Source organism: Metabacillus litoralis, assembly GCF_007994985.1.
GTDB lineage: Bacteria > Bacillota > Bacilli > Bacillales > Bacillaceae > Metabacillus > Metabacillus litoralis.
This window is the reverse complement of sequence record NZ_VOQF01000003.1, coordinates 482885-498705: the sequence shown is the minus strand read 5'-3', so window position 1 is coordinate 498705 and position 15821 is coordinate 482885. Positions and strand designations below refer to the sequence as shown.

General features: G+C 32.1%; 16 protein-coding genes. 13 read left to right on the top strand and 3 right to left on the bottom strand.

The features are described from left to right. Positions 1–2088 (top strand): sensor domain-containing protein (locus FS935_RS07395; protein WP_146947058.1); only part of this gene is annotated, 2088 nt, incomplete at its 5' end. Positions 2089–2134: 46 nt separating this feature from the next. Here FS935_RS07395 and FS935_RS07390 read toward each other — a convergent pair. Next, a complete protein-coding gene (locus FS935_RS07390; protein WP_146947056.1) occupies positions 2135–2995 on the bottom strand; it encodes a metallophosphoesterase in 861 nt (286 codons plus the stop codon). Between the two features lie 241 nt (positions 2996–3236). On the opposite strand from FS935_RS07390, the gene fadH reads away from it, so the two are divergent. The 4 genes from fadH (at position 3237) to FS935_RS07370 (ending at position 6945) form a co-directional block, all read left to right on the top strand. Then, entirely contained in the window at positions 3237–4001 is a 765-nt protein-coding gene (gene fadH / locus FS935_RS07385; RefSeq protein WP_146947054.1) for a 2,4-dienoyl-CoA reductase, read from the top strand. A gap of 508 nt (positions 4002–4509) precedes the next feature. Beyond that, complete coding sequence (locus FS935_RS07380; protein WP_240050845.1) at positions 4510–5733, top strand: EAL-associated domain-containing protein; 1224 nt, start codon at positions 4510–4512, stop codon at positions 5731–5733. Positions 5734–5791: 58 nt separating this feature from the next. Further along, positions 5792–6031 (top strand): hypothetical protein, encoded by a 240-nt coding sequence (locus FS935_RS07375; RefSeq protein ID WP_146947050.1) that lies wholly within the window; start codon positions 5792–5794, stop codon positions 6029–6031. Positions 6032–6267: 236 nt separating this feature from the next. After that, a complete protein-coding gene (locus FS935_RS07370) occupies positions 6268–6945 on the top strand; it encodes a DUF3993 domain-containing protein (protein WP_158638555.1) in 678 nt (225 codons plus the stop codon). Positions 6946–7689: 744 nt separating this feature from the next. Here FS935_RS07370 and FS935_RS07365 read toward each other — a convergent pair. After that, positions 7690–7932, bottom strand: coding sequence for a glutaredoxin family protein (locus FS935_RS07365; RefSeq protein ID WP_146947046.1), 243 nt, complete (start codon positions 7930–7932; stop codon positions 7690–7692). Positions 7933–8569: 637 nt separating this feature from the next. Here FS935_RS07365 and FS935_RS07360 point away from each other — a divergent pair. From FS935_RS07360 to FS935_RS07345, 5 genes are all read left to right on the top strand, one after another. Beyond that, a complete protein-coding gene (locus FS935_RS07360) occupies positions 8570–8806 on the top strand; it encodes a YkuJ family protein (RefSeq protein WP_146947045.1) in 237 nt (78 codons plus the stop codon). 22 nt (positions 8807–8828) lie between these two features. After that, positions 8829–8981: a hypothetical protein gene (locus FS935_RS23610; protein ID WP_168714470.1), complete on the top strand. Its 153-nt coding sequence runs from the start codon at positions 8829–8831 to the stop codon at positions 8979–8981. Positions 8982–9494: 513 nt separating this feature from the next. Continuing rightward, positions 9495–10013 (top strand): ribonuclease H-like YkuK family protein, encoded by a 519-nt coding sequence (locus tag FS935_RS07355; RefSeq protein ID WP_146947043.1) that lies wholly within the window; start codon positions 9495–9497, stop codon positions 10011–10013. A 291-nt stretch (positions 10014–10304) separates the two neighbouring features. Beyond that, positions 10305–10754, top strand: a complete 450-nt coding sequence (gene cbpB / locus FS935_RS07350; RefSeq protein ID WP_146947041.1) for a cyclic-di-AMP-binding protein CbpB — start codon at positions 10305–10307, stop codon at positions 10752–10754. A gap of 171 nt (positions 10755–10925) precedes the next feature. Next, complete coding sequence (locus FS935_RS07345) at positions 10926–12359, top strand: MDR family MFS transporter (RefSeq protein ID WP_146947108.1); 1434 nt, start codon at positions 10926–10928, stop codon at positions 12357–12359. A gap of 9 nt (positions 12360–12368) precedes the next feature. Here FS935_RS07345 and FS935_RS07340 read toward each other — a convergent pair whose 3' ends face one another. Then, positions 12369–12764 (bottom strand): VOC family protein, encoded by a 396-nt coding sequence (locus tag FS935_RS07340; protein ID WP_146947039.1) that lies wholly within the window; start codon positions 12762–12764, stop codon positions 12369–12371. A 140-nt stretch (positions 12765–12904) separates the two neighbouring features. On the opposite strand from FS935_RS07340, the gene ccpC reads away from it, so the two are divergent. From ccpC to FS935_RS07325, 3 genes are all read left to right on the top strand, one after another. Then, positions 12905–13774: a transcriptional regulator CcpC gene (ccpC, locus tag FS935_RS07335; protein WP_146947037.1), complete on the top strand. Its 870-nt coding sequence runs from the start codon at positions 12905–12907 to the stop codon at positions 13772–13774. Between the two features lie 133 nt (positions 13775–13907). Then, positions 13908–14618: a 2,3,4,5-tetrahydropyridine-2,6-dicarboxylate N-acetyltransferase gene (gene dapD, locus FS935_RS07330; protein WP_146947035.1), complete on the top strand. Its 711-nt coding sequence runs from the start codon at positions 13908–13910 to the stop codon at positions 14616–14618. A gap of 57 nt (positions 14619–14675) precedes the next feature. Beyond that, positions 14676–15803, top strand: a complete 1128-nt coding sequence (locus tag FS935_RS07325) for an N-acetyldiaminopimelate deacetylase (protein ID WP_146947033.1) — start codon at positions 14676–14678, stop codon at positions 15801–15803. Positions 15804–15821 lie beyond the last annotated feature (18 nt).

The following is a 15821-nucleotide window of genomic DNA, read 5'->3' as shown; positions in this document are numbered from 1 at the left end:
AACTATTTTTTAAATTTAATTAAAAAAGATCTTGAAAATGATGAACGATTTACTGAAATCGAGCCATTTATTTTTGATATAATTTTAAAACATGTTCAAGATTTAATATTTATTATGAAAGTTGAAAGCGATAACTCGTTTACATATTTGTTTGCAAATGAAATCGGGAAGATTCACGCTAAATTAGGGCAAGATTATGTTGGAAAAACCTTTTATGATTTTGTTCGTAGTGAAATAGCTGACCATTTGCATGAAAAGTATTTGAAGGCTGTTGAATCCAAAAAAACTTTTTCTTACCAAGATAAGGTGCAAATCGATGAGAAATTATTCTCATATGGTGAAACGATCTTAACTCCAATTAAAAATGATCAGGGCACAGTTATATATATAATTGCGGTAACGAGGGATATCACAGATCGAGTAATTGAGCAAAGAATGCTACTAGAAAGTCAAGAAATGTATAAATCATTGGTTGATCATAATATGGATGCAGTATTTTCTGTTAACTTATCTAGTGAAATATTAACAGTGAATCCTTCTGTATTGAGACTATTAAATAGTAACCAGAATGCTATTGAAGGTACTAGTATTTTTGATTTATTTGAAGCGCAGGATGTTAAGTATTTAAGAAATGCTTTTCATCAGACAATTGACGGAAACTCAGTTGAGGGAGAAGCAATACTTCTTTATGAATATAAAAAATTGAATGTTCATTATAAAACAGTTCCTATTATTATCAATGGAAAAGTGAATGGAATCTTTTTTATCCTTCGAGATATAACAGAAAAATCAAAACAATCAGAAATGATTGAGCATATGGCTTATCATGACCCTCTTACAGGCTTATTAAATCGAAGTGCCTTAAAAAGTGATTTAAAAAATATCTTGCAAATTAATAAAAAACAATCTGTTGCAGTTATGTATATAGATTTGGATCGATTTAAGATGCTAAATGATATTCTAGGCCATAATAGTGGTGACCTACTCTTAGTTGAAGTAAGTAAAAGACTCTCCGAAATAGTTGGGCCTCTGTATTCAGTTTATCGACATGGAGGGGATGAATTCATCATTGTTTTACCTGACACTGATCGAAAAAAGGCAAAATTAGTTGCAGATCAGTTAATTCAAAAGTTCAAGGAACCCTTTTATTTAGATGAAATACTTTACTTTATTTCTTTAAGTATTGGGATAAGTATGTTTCCGGAAGATTGTAATGACGACGATTCTCTTATAACTAATGCCGACAAAGCTTTGTATGTCGTAAAGCAAAGGAATCGAGCTCAATACCTTTTCTATGATAACGAAATGGATAAAAATACTAACGAGTTACTTGAAATTGAAACAGGGTTAAGAAGGGCTATTGAGCATGAGGAACTAACTCTATTTTATCAGCCCCAAATTGATTTGGCTTCAAAAAAAGTAGTTAGCTTTGAAGCATTATTAAGATGGAATCATACACAACTAGGAAATGTTTCTCCGGCAGTTTTTATTCCGATTGCTGAGGAATCGGGTTTGATTATACCTATTGGAGAGTGGGTTATAGAGCAAGCATGCAAGCAAATACTTTCTTGGCAAGAAGAAGGATATCCTGAAACTACTATTGCTATTAATCTTTCAGCTAAACAATTTCAACAGCCACATTTAATCGATATGATTGAATCTTTATTTAAAACGTATAAAATAAGTCCGAAACATATCGAATTTGAAATTACTGAGGGTTCCTTACAAGATGCCGAGGAAGCACTCAAGATGATTAAAAGGCTGAAAGAACTAGGAGTAATGATTTCAGTTGATGACTTTGGTACTGGTTTTTCTTCATTAATGTACTTAAAACAGTTTCCAATTGATACTTTAAAAATTGACCAGTCGTTTATTAAAGATGTTTTGCTTGATAAAAAAGATGAAGCGATCGTAACAACGATTTTACATCTAGCTGAACATTTAGGACTCACTGTTGTTGCTGAAGGAATTGAAACAGATGAACAATTAGATTTTTTAAGCAATTTAAAGTGTCATAAAGGACAAGGCTATCTATTTAGTAGACCTATTCCTGCTGAACAAATTACAAAGTTTTTGAATAATGGATGATTAACGTGAAGAAGGAATCAGCACATACAGATTCCTTCTTCACGTTTTATTTTGGAGAAAGGGTGAAATGAGTAATTTCAGGTGGTGATAAAAACCTGAAAGGAAGCCTAGTAGTACCTATTCCTCGATTCACATACAACTTCATTGAATCCACCTCATACATGCCCTCAAAATAATGCATAGCATAAGGAGGTGTTATGAGAGGGCCATAAAAAGGCAGTTGAATTTGACCTCCATGACTGTGACCTGATAACTGCAAATCAACAAAATAGTTCTTTGTTTCAAGTGCAGCATCTGGTTCATGAGCTAATAAAATATTATAAAAGTCTTTATTTAAGTTTCCTAAAGCTCCCTCATAACTTGGTTTGCCTAGCATCAAATCATCAATCCCAGCAATCACTATTTTACTACCATCTTCCATTGGTATATTTGTTGCTTCGTTAAGTAAAAGTGTAAATCCAGACATTTCAATTACATTTTTATAAATATCAGTTCCATACCCACCATGATCATGGTTTCCATATACAGCATATTTACCAAAAGGGGCTTTAAGCTTTTCTAAAATAGGAACAATTTCATTAATATGATTATAGTTATTAGGCTCATCCATCAAATCACCTGTAAAAAGAATAAGATCTGGTGAAAGGTTATTTATTTTATTTACCAACGACTCCAACTGTTTTAATGTAAAATACTCACTTAAATGTGTATCGCTAAACTGAACGATGGTAAAACCCTCAAATGCTATTGGAATTTTAGGATCAATCATCTTTAATTTTTCTACTCCAAGCATTGTTGGCTCAAAATATCTAGCATATGTATAACCGGTTGAAGCTAATAATAAGCTACCGAAAGAAAAGGAAAGAAGACCTTTTAAAAAAGATCTTCTAGAATATTGTTTTGTCATTCTATCTATCAATCCCTAATTTTATAATTATACTTCCATATGGATCTAATAATGTATATGTGTTCATCAACCATACTGAATAGTCTAAGTATATCATGGTTTAATTTAAGAGTTCTATTACAATTATAAGTCTTAAAAGTGAAGTTTTATTTCTAAAAAAATTTACAAAAGAAAAAATGTGTGTTTTTTATGGTAAAATAAAAATGAATGAACATTCATTTTTATTTTAGGGGGTAATAGTATGAAGGGTAAAGTAGTTATTGTAACTGGTGGTTCAAATGGGATGGGAAAAGCAATGGCGCAACGATTTGCGAAGGATGGTGCAAATGTAGTCATCATTGGTAGAACACTTGAAAAGCTTGAAAATACGAAAAAAGAAATAGAGACATTCGAAGGCCAGGTTTATCCAATTCAACTGGATGTTAGAGATTCAACAATGGTTTTTGATATGATCAATATGGTAGATAATAAATTTGGTAGAATTGATGCCCTTGTGAATAACGCAGCTGGTAATTTCCTTTGTCCGGCTGAGAATCTGTCTGTAAATGGATGGAAGTCTGTAATTGATATTGTGTTAAATGGAACATTCTATTGTAGTTCCGCAATAGGTAAGTACTGGATAGAGAAGAAATCTAAAGGTGCCATATTAAATATGGTTGCTACTTATGCATGGAATGCTGGTCCAGGAGTTATTCATTCAGCTGCTGCAAAATCAGGTGTTTTATCTATGACTAGAACATTGGCTGTTGAATGGGGTAGAAAGTATGGAATAAGGGTTAACGCTATTGCACCTGGTCCAATAGAAAGGACAGGTGGAGCAGATAAATTATGGGAATCAGAAGAAGCAGCCAAAAGAACATTAAATAGTGTACCGCTTAATCGTTTAGGGACACCAGAAGAAATTGCTGCTTTGGCTGCTTTTATATTATCTGATGATGCAGCATATATGAATGGTGAGTGTATTACATTAGACGGAGGGCAGTGGCTAAACCAATATCCTTTTTAAGATGGTAACATACCTGTATCTCGTGTTAGAAATGAAAGAAGTAACGTCATAATAATTTGTTTTACGTGTTTTGGAAAGGTTATCACCTATTTTTTAATTTTAGTGTAACTGGAGCTCAAGACAATTGACTGCTCGCAAAAAAGAGAAAATGAAGGAAAGCTCCTAGGAAAAGCCTAGGAGCTTTTTTCCAGTGGAAGAGATTTGTCTTTTTTGCCTTAAGAGGCTGGGACTTAACTTAAAGTGATGAATAAAATTCCGAACAAAGTCATAGCTTAACGAAGTATATTTTTAGGAGCGGCGTAATAACACTTACAATCATTATTTGATTTCTAAATTGTTAAAATACTGTTGTCGCATTCTTCTATTTTTGTAATCCTACTGCTTTTAAAATTTTAACGTCTTATAAGCTAAGTCAGTAAAACACTCTATTTCGTAAAGTATATCATAAGTGAAGGAAGTCTCACTTTATGGTATAATTTTAATACTTTAGATAGATATAGGTGAGGGGATTGTATTGGATCCGTTAGATGTGTTAACAAATCTTGAAAAGGTTATACCATACTATCAAGCAATATTTAGTGCTGATGAACAGCGGGTAGTGGGTTATGAGGTTTTGGGGAGAATTCAGGTTAATCATGACGTCGAGAGTTTAGGATCTTTTTTTCATGATGAAAATATTCCTGATGAATACCGAATAGAAGTTGATGATTATATTTTACATAAAGCCTTAAATGAATTTATAGACCTTAATGATACCGAAATCCTTCTATTTATTAACAGGGACGCAAATTTACTCATGCTTGATCATGGTGAAAGTTTTCTAGAAGCTCTGCTTGAAAAGAAAGAGAATGGATTGAATTTAAATCAACTAGTTCTGGAAATTACAGAACATAATTTTCGAGGAGACATGGAACAACTTTATCATCTGTTAACTTACTATAGAACATACGGAATAAAAATTGCTATAGATAATATCGGTAAATCAAGTAGCAATTTAGATCGGATAGGTTTGCTGTCACCAGACATTCTTAAAATTGATTTACACCCTTTAAGATTAACATCACCTTTGCAGTCTTATTATGATGTGTTGTATTCAATTTCGCTTTTAGCAAGAAAGATAGGTGCCACTCTTTTATATGAGGATGTTGAGGTGAATTTTCAGCTTCAATATGCTTGGAAAAATGGCGGTCGTTATTATCAAGGTTACTTTCTTGATAAGCCTAAGAGAGAATTCACACAGCGAGATGCTTCAAAGGTAAGATTGAAGCATGAATTCCAGAGATTTATTTCTACAGAGAAGAAGAAGCTTGAAAACCTCTACAATTTTACAGAACAATTTCATAAAAGAATACATCAAAGTCTTTTAAATCATGATAAACAAAATGATAATTATGAATTGTTACTCAACCAATTATCAGGTGATTTAGATGATTGCTGTTTTCGAATTTATATTTGTGATGAAGATGGCTTTCAACAATCGGTTAATATTTTTAAAAAAGATAAATGGATTGTACAACCTGAATATTATATGAAGAATTGGAGTTGGCGTCCATATTTTTTGGCCAATATTATTAAAATGCGATTTGAAAAGAAGGGTTTTTTAAGTGACGTTTATAGTGATATTGAAACAGGAGAGCTCATTAGAACCTTCTCTTATCCTCTAAATCATAATCATTATTTGTTTGTAGATTTATCATACGAATATTTATTTGAAGAAGAGGGACTGTTATAAGTAGCATATTTTTGTATGTGTTGAGTTATCCTATTTTTAAAAGGGGTGACTTAACTAGATGACTTACTTAACAATGGTACTCGGTGTAATAGCGCTTTTGATTTTAGGTGTTAGTTTAATTTATACATTTAAAGTTGGGAAACTTGTAAGTGAGCGCAAATCAACCTATGATACACAAATAAATGAAAAAGTTCAAGAACATCCTTATATGCGTAATCCGATTTTTCTAGCCTATATAATTGCAGGTATTCTTGCATTGGCTTATATCTTTTATTTAGCCTTTACAATATCCTGGTGATAAAAGTGGACAATAATTGTCCACTTTTTTGTCGTCTAATTTAACAATCTTTCAAGTAGAGCATTTTATAAATGGTTTGTAATATGTGAATAGGGGTAAATATTATTAGAAATATTGTCGCTTTTTAAAGCAATTTTACGAATTTTAATTCATCAAAATAGGTATTAGAGTTGATAAGATAGAGGTATACATATTTGAGTCTATAAAAAATGATTATTTTGAAAGGATGAGTTTGGTTGGGACAAGTTCGAATGAAAGTTCTATTTATATTTTTTATCTTCTTAATTTCACTTTCTCAACATGTAGCTGCTGAGAAACCCAATGAAAGGCCTCAATCAGATATTTTATCACATGTCCAAAATGCGTTTGAAGCTCAAGTTTCATTAACAGAAGAACCTAGATCTAAGGAAGAAATAGAAAGGATATTAGGAGAATACTTTTTAGATTCCTTCATTAAAGTATATTTAAAGGAAAATGTAGAGTCAGTAAATAACCAATACATTGTATATGGTACAGATTTACCTAAAAATACAATTCCATTTTTTCAATATAACGGAGAGACAGTTATTGAAATTGTTGATGAACAGGCAATGATATATGAATATTTTGAAGCTAATAACGAAGGTCCTGTATCATATGATAACCATTATGAAGTTGTCTTTTTGAAAAAGACAAATAATAATTGGAAAATAAGCAGTATTGAACATGAAGTGAATAAACCGTTTCTAAATAAAGAACCTGCTCGAAGTAATATGGTTCACCTAGATTTGATTGATACAAATGTGGTAAATAGGTTATCGACAAGTGAGACTGTTGAATTTAATCAGTATAACTTAAGTAATGCGACTCAAGGAATATCCTTTTTATCTACATATCTATTATCAAAAAATCTTATTAATGATTTCTATTTTTAAGGAAATTCAGGTTCATTTTTTGCACTTTGTCATTGTATCTTTAAACTATGGATGAGTAGACTGCTTCGCCAGTATTCCCCCCCTGAAGGAAGCCTTTTTGCTATTTATTGGCTTCTTCCCTGGGGCTTAAACCTTTCGTAGTCTCCAGTAGCAGTTAATGTTAATTTTTTTATGCTCAATTCCATTTTTATTTCCAAAACCAAATGTCTTTGCAAACATTAATTAATACAAAAAGTAGACAAATATATACAAGCTCCTTAAACTGATTGAAATTGCTTCACTTTCGATGTACAAAGCCTTGTAATGAGCACCAAAGAAAGGTGAGTAATGAAGAAAGCGAGTGTTTGTCAACAGTCTGCTATTTTTTTTTATTACCCCTTAACTATGAGGTTGCTTGTGTGTGTAACTAACCTGCATAGCATCATGACATATAAATTTTATATTAATATTTATTTTTGAAAAATTTTGTTGACAACGACAATGATAATCATTATCATTGTAATTAAGAAAGATAATCAACTTTGATTTACATAAGATTATATCTAGGAGGTGAAGCTAGCTTAGAAAAAGCAAAGATGAATTGGTCATTCATCTATGTAGGTACTTGATTAGTCATTAAACTCTCGATTTTCCCCAAACCCCTTTTAATAAATAGAACGGAAAAAAAGCTTGGCTGGTCACCAAGCTTTTTTATTTGCATATTTTTAACTTCTGTTGAATTTAATCTGTTGATTTTTGAGTTTTTTATTTAGTGTTAATATCCAAAAGTTCCTCTAACCTTTTTAAATCAAATCCTGTTACAATCTCTTCATTAATAGTAACTGTCGGTGTAGAAGTAGAATGTAATTCATTTATTAATTTTTCTCTCGCATCATGATCTTGACTTACATCCTTTTCAATGAATTCTATTTGATGATGCTCTAAAAATTGCTTAACAACTTGACATGGCGGGCAATTTGGTTGTGAATAGACAATGACATGTTTCATGTAGATATTTTCCTCCAGACATACTATTTCTTTTATAATAGTACTGTTTTATTATTGTGTAATTAGGAAATCTTCTGTAAAACTTGATTTTCATTAACCTTTTTACTTTAGATACACATTTATTGGCAATGTAGTTCTATCTTCTTTTAGTTATTAAAAAAGTCGGTCATACAAATTTTTAAAACTAGGATGAATTTATAAAAAATGTGTTACAATAACATAGGCTAATTTGTAATGGCTCTTTTCTTAAGAAGTGATACTAATTATATAATGCTTTTATATATGGTATCTTAATGAAAGATATAGCTGCCACTAGATTTTTTATTGCTTTTTAAATGTTAAACTAATAAGAAGTACTATGAAGTCTTTGCAAAAAAAGCTTTTATTGCCATGCATTACTCTTCTTAAACTTACATTCCGATTCAAGTCAGTTTAATTGCTTCTTCGAAATTTTAAAAGAAAAAGAATGAAAAGGGATTTCCTTGGTAATCCTTTCATACATAGTGTAAAATTGATTTGGCACAAAGTAAAGACAGTATTTATCGGATCGTTGTTTTGTGGATATAATGTATGGTAGAGTAAAACAATAAAAAGAGGAATTAGTTATACGTTAACTCTTCCGGAAGGGGGATATGAAATGTCACAATTATTAGGCATTATTACAAGGCTTCAAAACTTACAAGAGAATTCAGGTTCAGGAGAACCACTTCAACGTTTTTTTGAAGTTGAAGGTGAGAAACGCTGTAGTGTAAAATACTTTGATAAAAATAGCACATTTGAATTAGAGGTTTACCAAAAAGGTGATAAGCCTCAATCTTATCAGTTTGATAATATTGATATGATTGCTATGGAAATTTTCGACCTACTTCAGTAAATATGGAAGTAAAGGAGCCAGCATGAGAAAAGAGCCTATTGTTATTTGTCCGCTTTGTCGTGAGCAAGATATGCTTTCAAACTCATTAACTGCACAATCAAATCAAAATGTTATTTTTACTTGTTCTCATTGCCATGAGACAATCAAAAATATTGAAACAAGTAAAGGAAATTAGTCAGACCCAATGGGTTTGGCTTTTTTTTTGGCAGTTTTTCTTAAAATGTTTTACTGTTTTACTTAATTTTATAAAAGTAGCCCTCTATTATGTTTAGATGTATTGTTTTAATAAGGCTGTTTTCGTAAACTTTGTTGCTTTTGTTATTCCAAGTAAACAACACTGTATCAAGAATGCTGACATCTTTTCTTCAAAGATTAGTACCTTATTATGCAATAACAACAATGGTCCAACTGTGAAATTAGGGAAATTAGCAACAATCTTTCAGAAAAGAGCCTTTAATAAACAGAACTTGCGTATCAATAATTAACTTGTAATGGAAATTCGTATACAATATTAGTTTGTTTCATACATATATATAATTAGGTGAAATTAACCGACTTATAAAGGGTGATTATTAATCTTAAGATTTAAAGCCTTTGCTAGTCGGTAATTACATTCTACGTTCCGATTTTTAAGAATCCTATATTGCTTATATTATTGAATAGCCTAAAGATAAAAAGGAGTTGTGACATGAACGAATCCTTTACCTTTTATAATGTGTCTGAAAAACAAATGCCGTTTGAATTTGTTATCAATCGTTTGAAGGATTTTATCCTAAAAGACCCACGATCATGTTATGTTTTATCAATAGGATCTGATTCACAAGTCCATCAAAATGAAACGAAATTTATTACAGCTATCCACATACACAGAGTTGGAAAAGGAGCATGGGGATGTTTAAGAAACTACCATATTAAACGTCCTATAAATAGTGTACGTGAAAAAATCTCAATGGAAACTGCACTAAGCATTGAGATAGCTTCTTACTTTACATCACAATATTTAAATGAACTATTAGATTTACTTATTCCATTTGCCGATGATGGAGGAGACTTATTATTTGAAATTCATTTGGATATAGGAAGAAATGGAATGACAAAAGAGCTCATACAGGAAATGACTGGTAGAATAGAATCAATGGGAATTGAGGCAAAAATTAAGCCCAATTCATATGCAGCGTTTAGTTACGCAAATAGATATACAAAGTAATACAAAAAGAATATTACCGGACATGTAAACAATAAATAAGAAGTAAGATGTTTAATGTTTCATACTTGTTTAAAGAGATCGAATACAACAGTTAAATACACTCCCTTTTGTCCTCAATTTTTGTAGATTTATATCATTTTCTTTCTTTAATAAAACCCCATAAAATTGACAAGCTTTTAGTACTCCTGCCAATACTCTATCTAATTTATTTATGATATGATAGAAAAGGGAATTAACCTCTATATAATCTTAAGTAGAATAGACATAGTTATCTAGAGAGGAAGAACAACGATGTTTAGTAAGGATGCAGATATGTTGATAGATATTAAAATAAAAGATCTTATGATACCCGCGGATATAGTGGCACATGTACAAGTTGGTAATAATTTAGAGCATGCATTACTTGTGTTAACAAAAACTGGATATACCGCTTTGCCTGTTCTAGATCCTACCTTTAAGTTGCATGGATTAATAGGAATGAATTTAATTATGGACAATATCTTTGGTCTTGAACGAATTGAATTTGAAAAACTAGAAAATATGAAAGTCGAAGAAGTAATGAACACAACAATTCCAAGATTAAATTTAAATGATACCCTAGATAAAGGGTTAGATCTTGTTATTAACCATCCCTTTATATGTGTACAAAATAATGATCATGTATTCGAAGGTATATTTACAAGAAGAGCAATTTTGAAGCAGTTAAAAAAACGACTAGATTTGTTAAACCCAAAAAAATAGCTACTTTATGGAAACGATGTATAAAATTATTACATCGTTTTCTTTTCTTCAATTAATATGTTGGATTTTACATAAAACACTTATGTTAAGGCGGTACATTTTGTGGAACAAATTAAATTGAGGCTAAGAAAATCTAATACTACAAAAAGGTCTTATGTGTTAGCCACTGTTATGCTTGCTATGTTTATGGCTGCAATAGAGGCGACAATTGTTGCAACTGCAATGCCTGCCATTGTTGCAGAGTTAGGAGATTTCTCTTTATATAGCTGGGTCTTTTCTTCATATTTACTGATGAATGCAGTAACAGTTTTAATTTATGGGAAGTTATCAGATTTATATGGTAGAAAACCTGTTCTAACCTTTGGAATTGTCGTTTTTTTAATTGGTTCAATATTATGTGGCTTTGCTCCTTCAATGGAGTGGCTTATTTTCTTTCGCTTTATACAAGGCTTTGGTGCTGGTGCAGTTATGCCAATAGCATCAACGATCGTAGGAGATATCTATACAAAAGAAGAGCGTGCCAAGATACAAGGTTATTTATCAAGTGTGTGGGGAATTTCAGCTATTATGGGACCGGCACTTGGAGGTTTGCTTGTAGAATTTGTTAGTTGGAGGTTTGTTTTCTGGTTAAATGTTCCTCTGGGGATTTTAGCAATAATAGGATTGTATTTATTTCTCCATGAAAATGTAGAAAAGAAAAAACAATCAATTGATTTTGCAGGAGCCGTTCTACTGACTTTATCAGTAACTTCCTTTATGTTTATCCTTGTCGAAGGAGGAGTAAGATGGGAATGGATTTCATTTCCTATTTTCGTGCTACTTGTCTTTTCATTATTTTCTTTCCTTTTATTTATTCTTGTTGAGCGTAAAGCAAAGGATCCAATGATGCCATTTGATCTTTGGAAAAAACGATCAATCTTGATTGCAAATTTAACATCCTTAACTACAGGCGTTATTCTTATTGGTCTTTCTACCTTTTTGCCTACTTTTGTACAAGGAGTTATGGAAGAACCGGCTATTATTGCTGGCTTAACATTAACAACCATGTCAATAGGATGGCCCATAGCGGCAACCGTAGCTGGTAAATCAATTTTGAAAATTGGATATCGAACAACTTCTATAATTGGTGGAATTTCTCTTATTTTAGGAAGTATTATTTTTATCATTCTAAAAAGTAATGACAGTCCACTTTTTGCTGCAACAGGCTCATTTTTAATCGGTATTGGTATGGGACTTACTACTACAGCATTCATTGTTTCTATTCAAAGTAATGTGAATTGGAATAAACGTGGTGTTGCAACAGCTACAAATATGTTTATGCGAAATGTAGGGAGTACAATTGGAGCAGCATTACTAGGAGGAATACTAAATACCCAACTTATTAACTATTTTTCAAAACATGGAGTAGAAGATACATTAAACTTAGACTCAACAGCAATGTTATTAGATCAAAGTCAACGAAATCATTTATCTGAAGAAGGACGAGTACTTATACAAGATGGGTTAAGTTATGCCTTGAATAGTGTATATTGGGTTGTATTCTTGTTTGCGATAATCAGTTTCATTTTGATTTTATTTTTACCTAAAGGAGATAAAGCTGACTGAATAAATTTGTCAGCTTTCTTTCATTTTTGTGGAAGTTTCAACTCTTTCTAGAAATTCTATTTTATTATGAAAAGGATCAAAGCAAGAAAAACGATCTATGCCTGGAATTTGAATTTCTTCACGAATCAATATACCGTTTTTTTTCAAAGTTCTTCTCACTTGTGCAATATCATGAATAATAAATGCCACATGGCGCTTGCTTTTAGTTTCTGCGATGTCTTCTACACCTATATGCAATGTAACTTCTCCGGACTCACACCAAAAACCACCATTATTTTTTAAGCTTTCTGGTTTTTCTATTTCTATAAAATTAAGAAGATTAAGATAAAATTTTCTTGCCAGCCCTTCTTTACCAATAGGTACACAAATTTGAATATGATCTAGCCCGATAATTTCTATACTCATTTAATCATCTCCTACTTTGACATATGATCATTATATCTTTACAAATAACTATTACATCTTTATCATACAATTATAGTGGTCATAATTAAATTATTAATATTTATTAACATATCATAAGGTAAACTTATAGGTGGTGTATTATGCAAACATCTGAACTACGCATTTTGGTTGTGTTATCAGAAGAGATGAATATGAGGAAAGCGGCAGAACGTTTATTTGTTTCACAGCCTGCATTATCTCAACGACTTCAAACGATTGAAAAATCTTGGGGTTTTCCAATATTTCTTCGCTCTCAAAAAGGTCTTACGCTAACACCAGCTGGTGAAAAAGTAATAGCCTATGCTAAGGAAGTAGTCTTGAAAGAAGAAAGAGTGAAAGACGAGATACTAGAGCTTGAAGGTGAGGTACATGGAACCTTAAAACTTGCTGTTGCTTCTATTATTGGGCAACACTGGTTACCAGAGGTATTGAAAAAATATGTACAAAAATATCCTCATGCAAAAATATCACTCATAACTGGGTGGAGTAGTGAAATACTAAGAAGCATGTATGAAGATCATGTGCATATCGGTATTATAAGAGGGAACCCAGAATGGAAGGGAATGAAACAACATTTATTAACAGATACACTATATTTAGTGGATACTGAAATTCAAAAAATTGAAGATGTGCTCGAGACAGAAAGACCTTTTATTCAATTCAAAAGTGATTCATCCTACTATCAAGAAATTCAGGATTGGTGGCATCGTCAATTTCAAACCTCACCTAAAAGAACGATAGTAGTGGATCAAATAGAAACATGCAAACAAATGGCGTTAAATGGAATCGGATACGCAATTTTACCTTCAGTCACTTTGCAAGAAGAACAAGAGGATGTTTATAAGATTCCATTACTTGATGAAGAAGGAAATCAAATTGAACGTGATACATGGTTGTTAGGTTTTGAATCTTCCTTTCAATTAAAACAAGTAAAAGCCTTTTTAGAAGTTGTTAAGGAATATAATCAATAATCAATTATGTTTTTGTCTTATTTTATAATAACCTGTAAAAAAATACTCAAGAAAGCTTGTCAACACTGTTATCCTTTGATAGAGTAAAGAATGACAAATTATAATGATTCTAGTTTAGGGAGGAAAAATACATATGAAAATGATGGATGCAAATGAGATTATCTCATTTATACAAAACAGTAAAAAATCAACACCTGTGAAAGTATACGTAAAAGGTAATCTAGAAGGTGTGAATTTCGGTGAATCAACACAAACATTTCTAACAGGAAACACTGGAGTAGTGTTTGGGGAATGGTCTGAAATCTCAGAAGCTCTAGAAGCTAATAAAGAAAATATCGAGGATTATGTAGTTGAAAATGACCGTCGTAATTCAGCAATTCCATTACTTGATCTTAAAGGAATTAAAGCACGTATTGAGCCTGGTGCAATTATCCGTGATCAAGTTGAAATTGGTGATAATGCAGTAATTATGATGGGTGCTTCTATTAATATCGGTAGTGTAATCGGTGAAGGAACAATGATTGATATGAATGTTGTTCTTGGAGGTCGTGCAACTGTAGGTAAAAATTGCCACATTGGTGCTGGATCAGTTTTAGCGGGTGTAATTGAGCCACCTTCTGCTAAGCCTGTTGTTATTGAAGATGATGTAGTAATTGGAGCAAATGTTGTTGTTTTAGAAGGCGTTACAGTAGGAAAAGGTGCAGTTGTAGGAGCTGGGGCAATTGTAACTAAAGATGTAGAGCCTTATACTGTAGTAACGGGTGCACCTGCACGTAAAATCAAAGACATTGATGCTAAAACAAAATCTAAAACAGAAATTATGCAAGAGCTTAGACAATTATAATACATTAAAGGCGTGGATGAAAATCCACGTCTTTGTATATATAGAGGAGAGTGGATAATGGATAGAGATCATTTGATTAAAATTAGAAGGGATCTTCATCGAATTCCAGAGATTGGCTTCCAAGAATTTAAGACACAGCAGTATTTATTAAATATACTTAAACAGTTTCCAGAAGATCGTGTAGAGGTACAAACATGGAAGACAGGGATTTTTGCTTTAGTCAAAGGAACAAGCCCTAAGAAAACAATAGGGTATAGAGCAGATATTGATGGTTTGCCTATAGTAGAAGAGACTGATTATAATTTTCAATCAGAGCATCCAGGTTTTATGCATGCTTGCGGACACGATTTTCATATGACAATTGCCATAGGTTTACTATCACATTTTGTTTTGAATCCTGTTCAAGATCATATTTTATTTTTGTTCCAGCCTGCAGAAGAAGGACCTGGCGGAGCTGAACCTATGTTAAATAGTGATGTAGCTAAGATGTGGAAGCCTGATTTGATAACAGCACTTCACATTTCTCCAGAGCTACCTGTAGGTACAATTGCTACAAAACCTGGATTGTTATTTGCAAACACATCTGAGTTATTTATTGATTTAAAGGGAAAAGGCGGACATGCTGCATATCCTCATACAACCAATGATATGGTTGTTGCATCTTGCTCTTTAGTCACTCAATTACAATCAATTGTTTCGCGCAATGTAGATCCATTAGATAGTGCTGTGATTACGATTGGTAAGATAACAGGGGGAACAGTTCAAAATATAATTGCAGAGAATGCAAGATTAGAAGGTACCATTCGTACCTTATCAGTTGAATCTATGAATAAAGTTAAAGAAAGAATTGAAGCAATAGTTCATGGGGTCGAAATTGGTTATTCATGTAAAGCAATCATTGATTATGGCTCAATGTATCATCAAGTATATAATCGTGAAGACTTAACGATAGAATTTATGAACTTTATAAGTGATTCAACAAATTATGAAGTAAATGAATGCAGAGAAGCGATGACAGGTGAGGATTTTGGCTATATGGTTGATCAAATTCCAGGGTTTATGTTTTGGTTAGGTGTGCAATCTTCATACGGCCTTCATCATGCAAAGCTACAACCTGATGAAACAGCAATCGAGGTTGCTGTAGAAGCAATGATTAAGTATATATCTTTTAAAGCAAATAATTAGTTTATGTTGAAGCTAAAT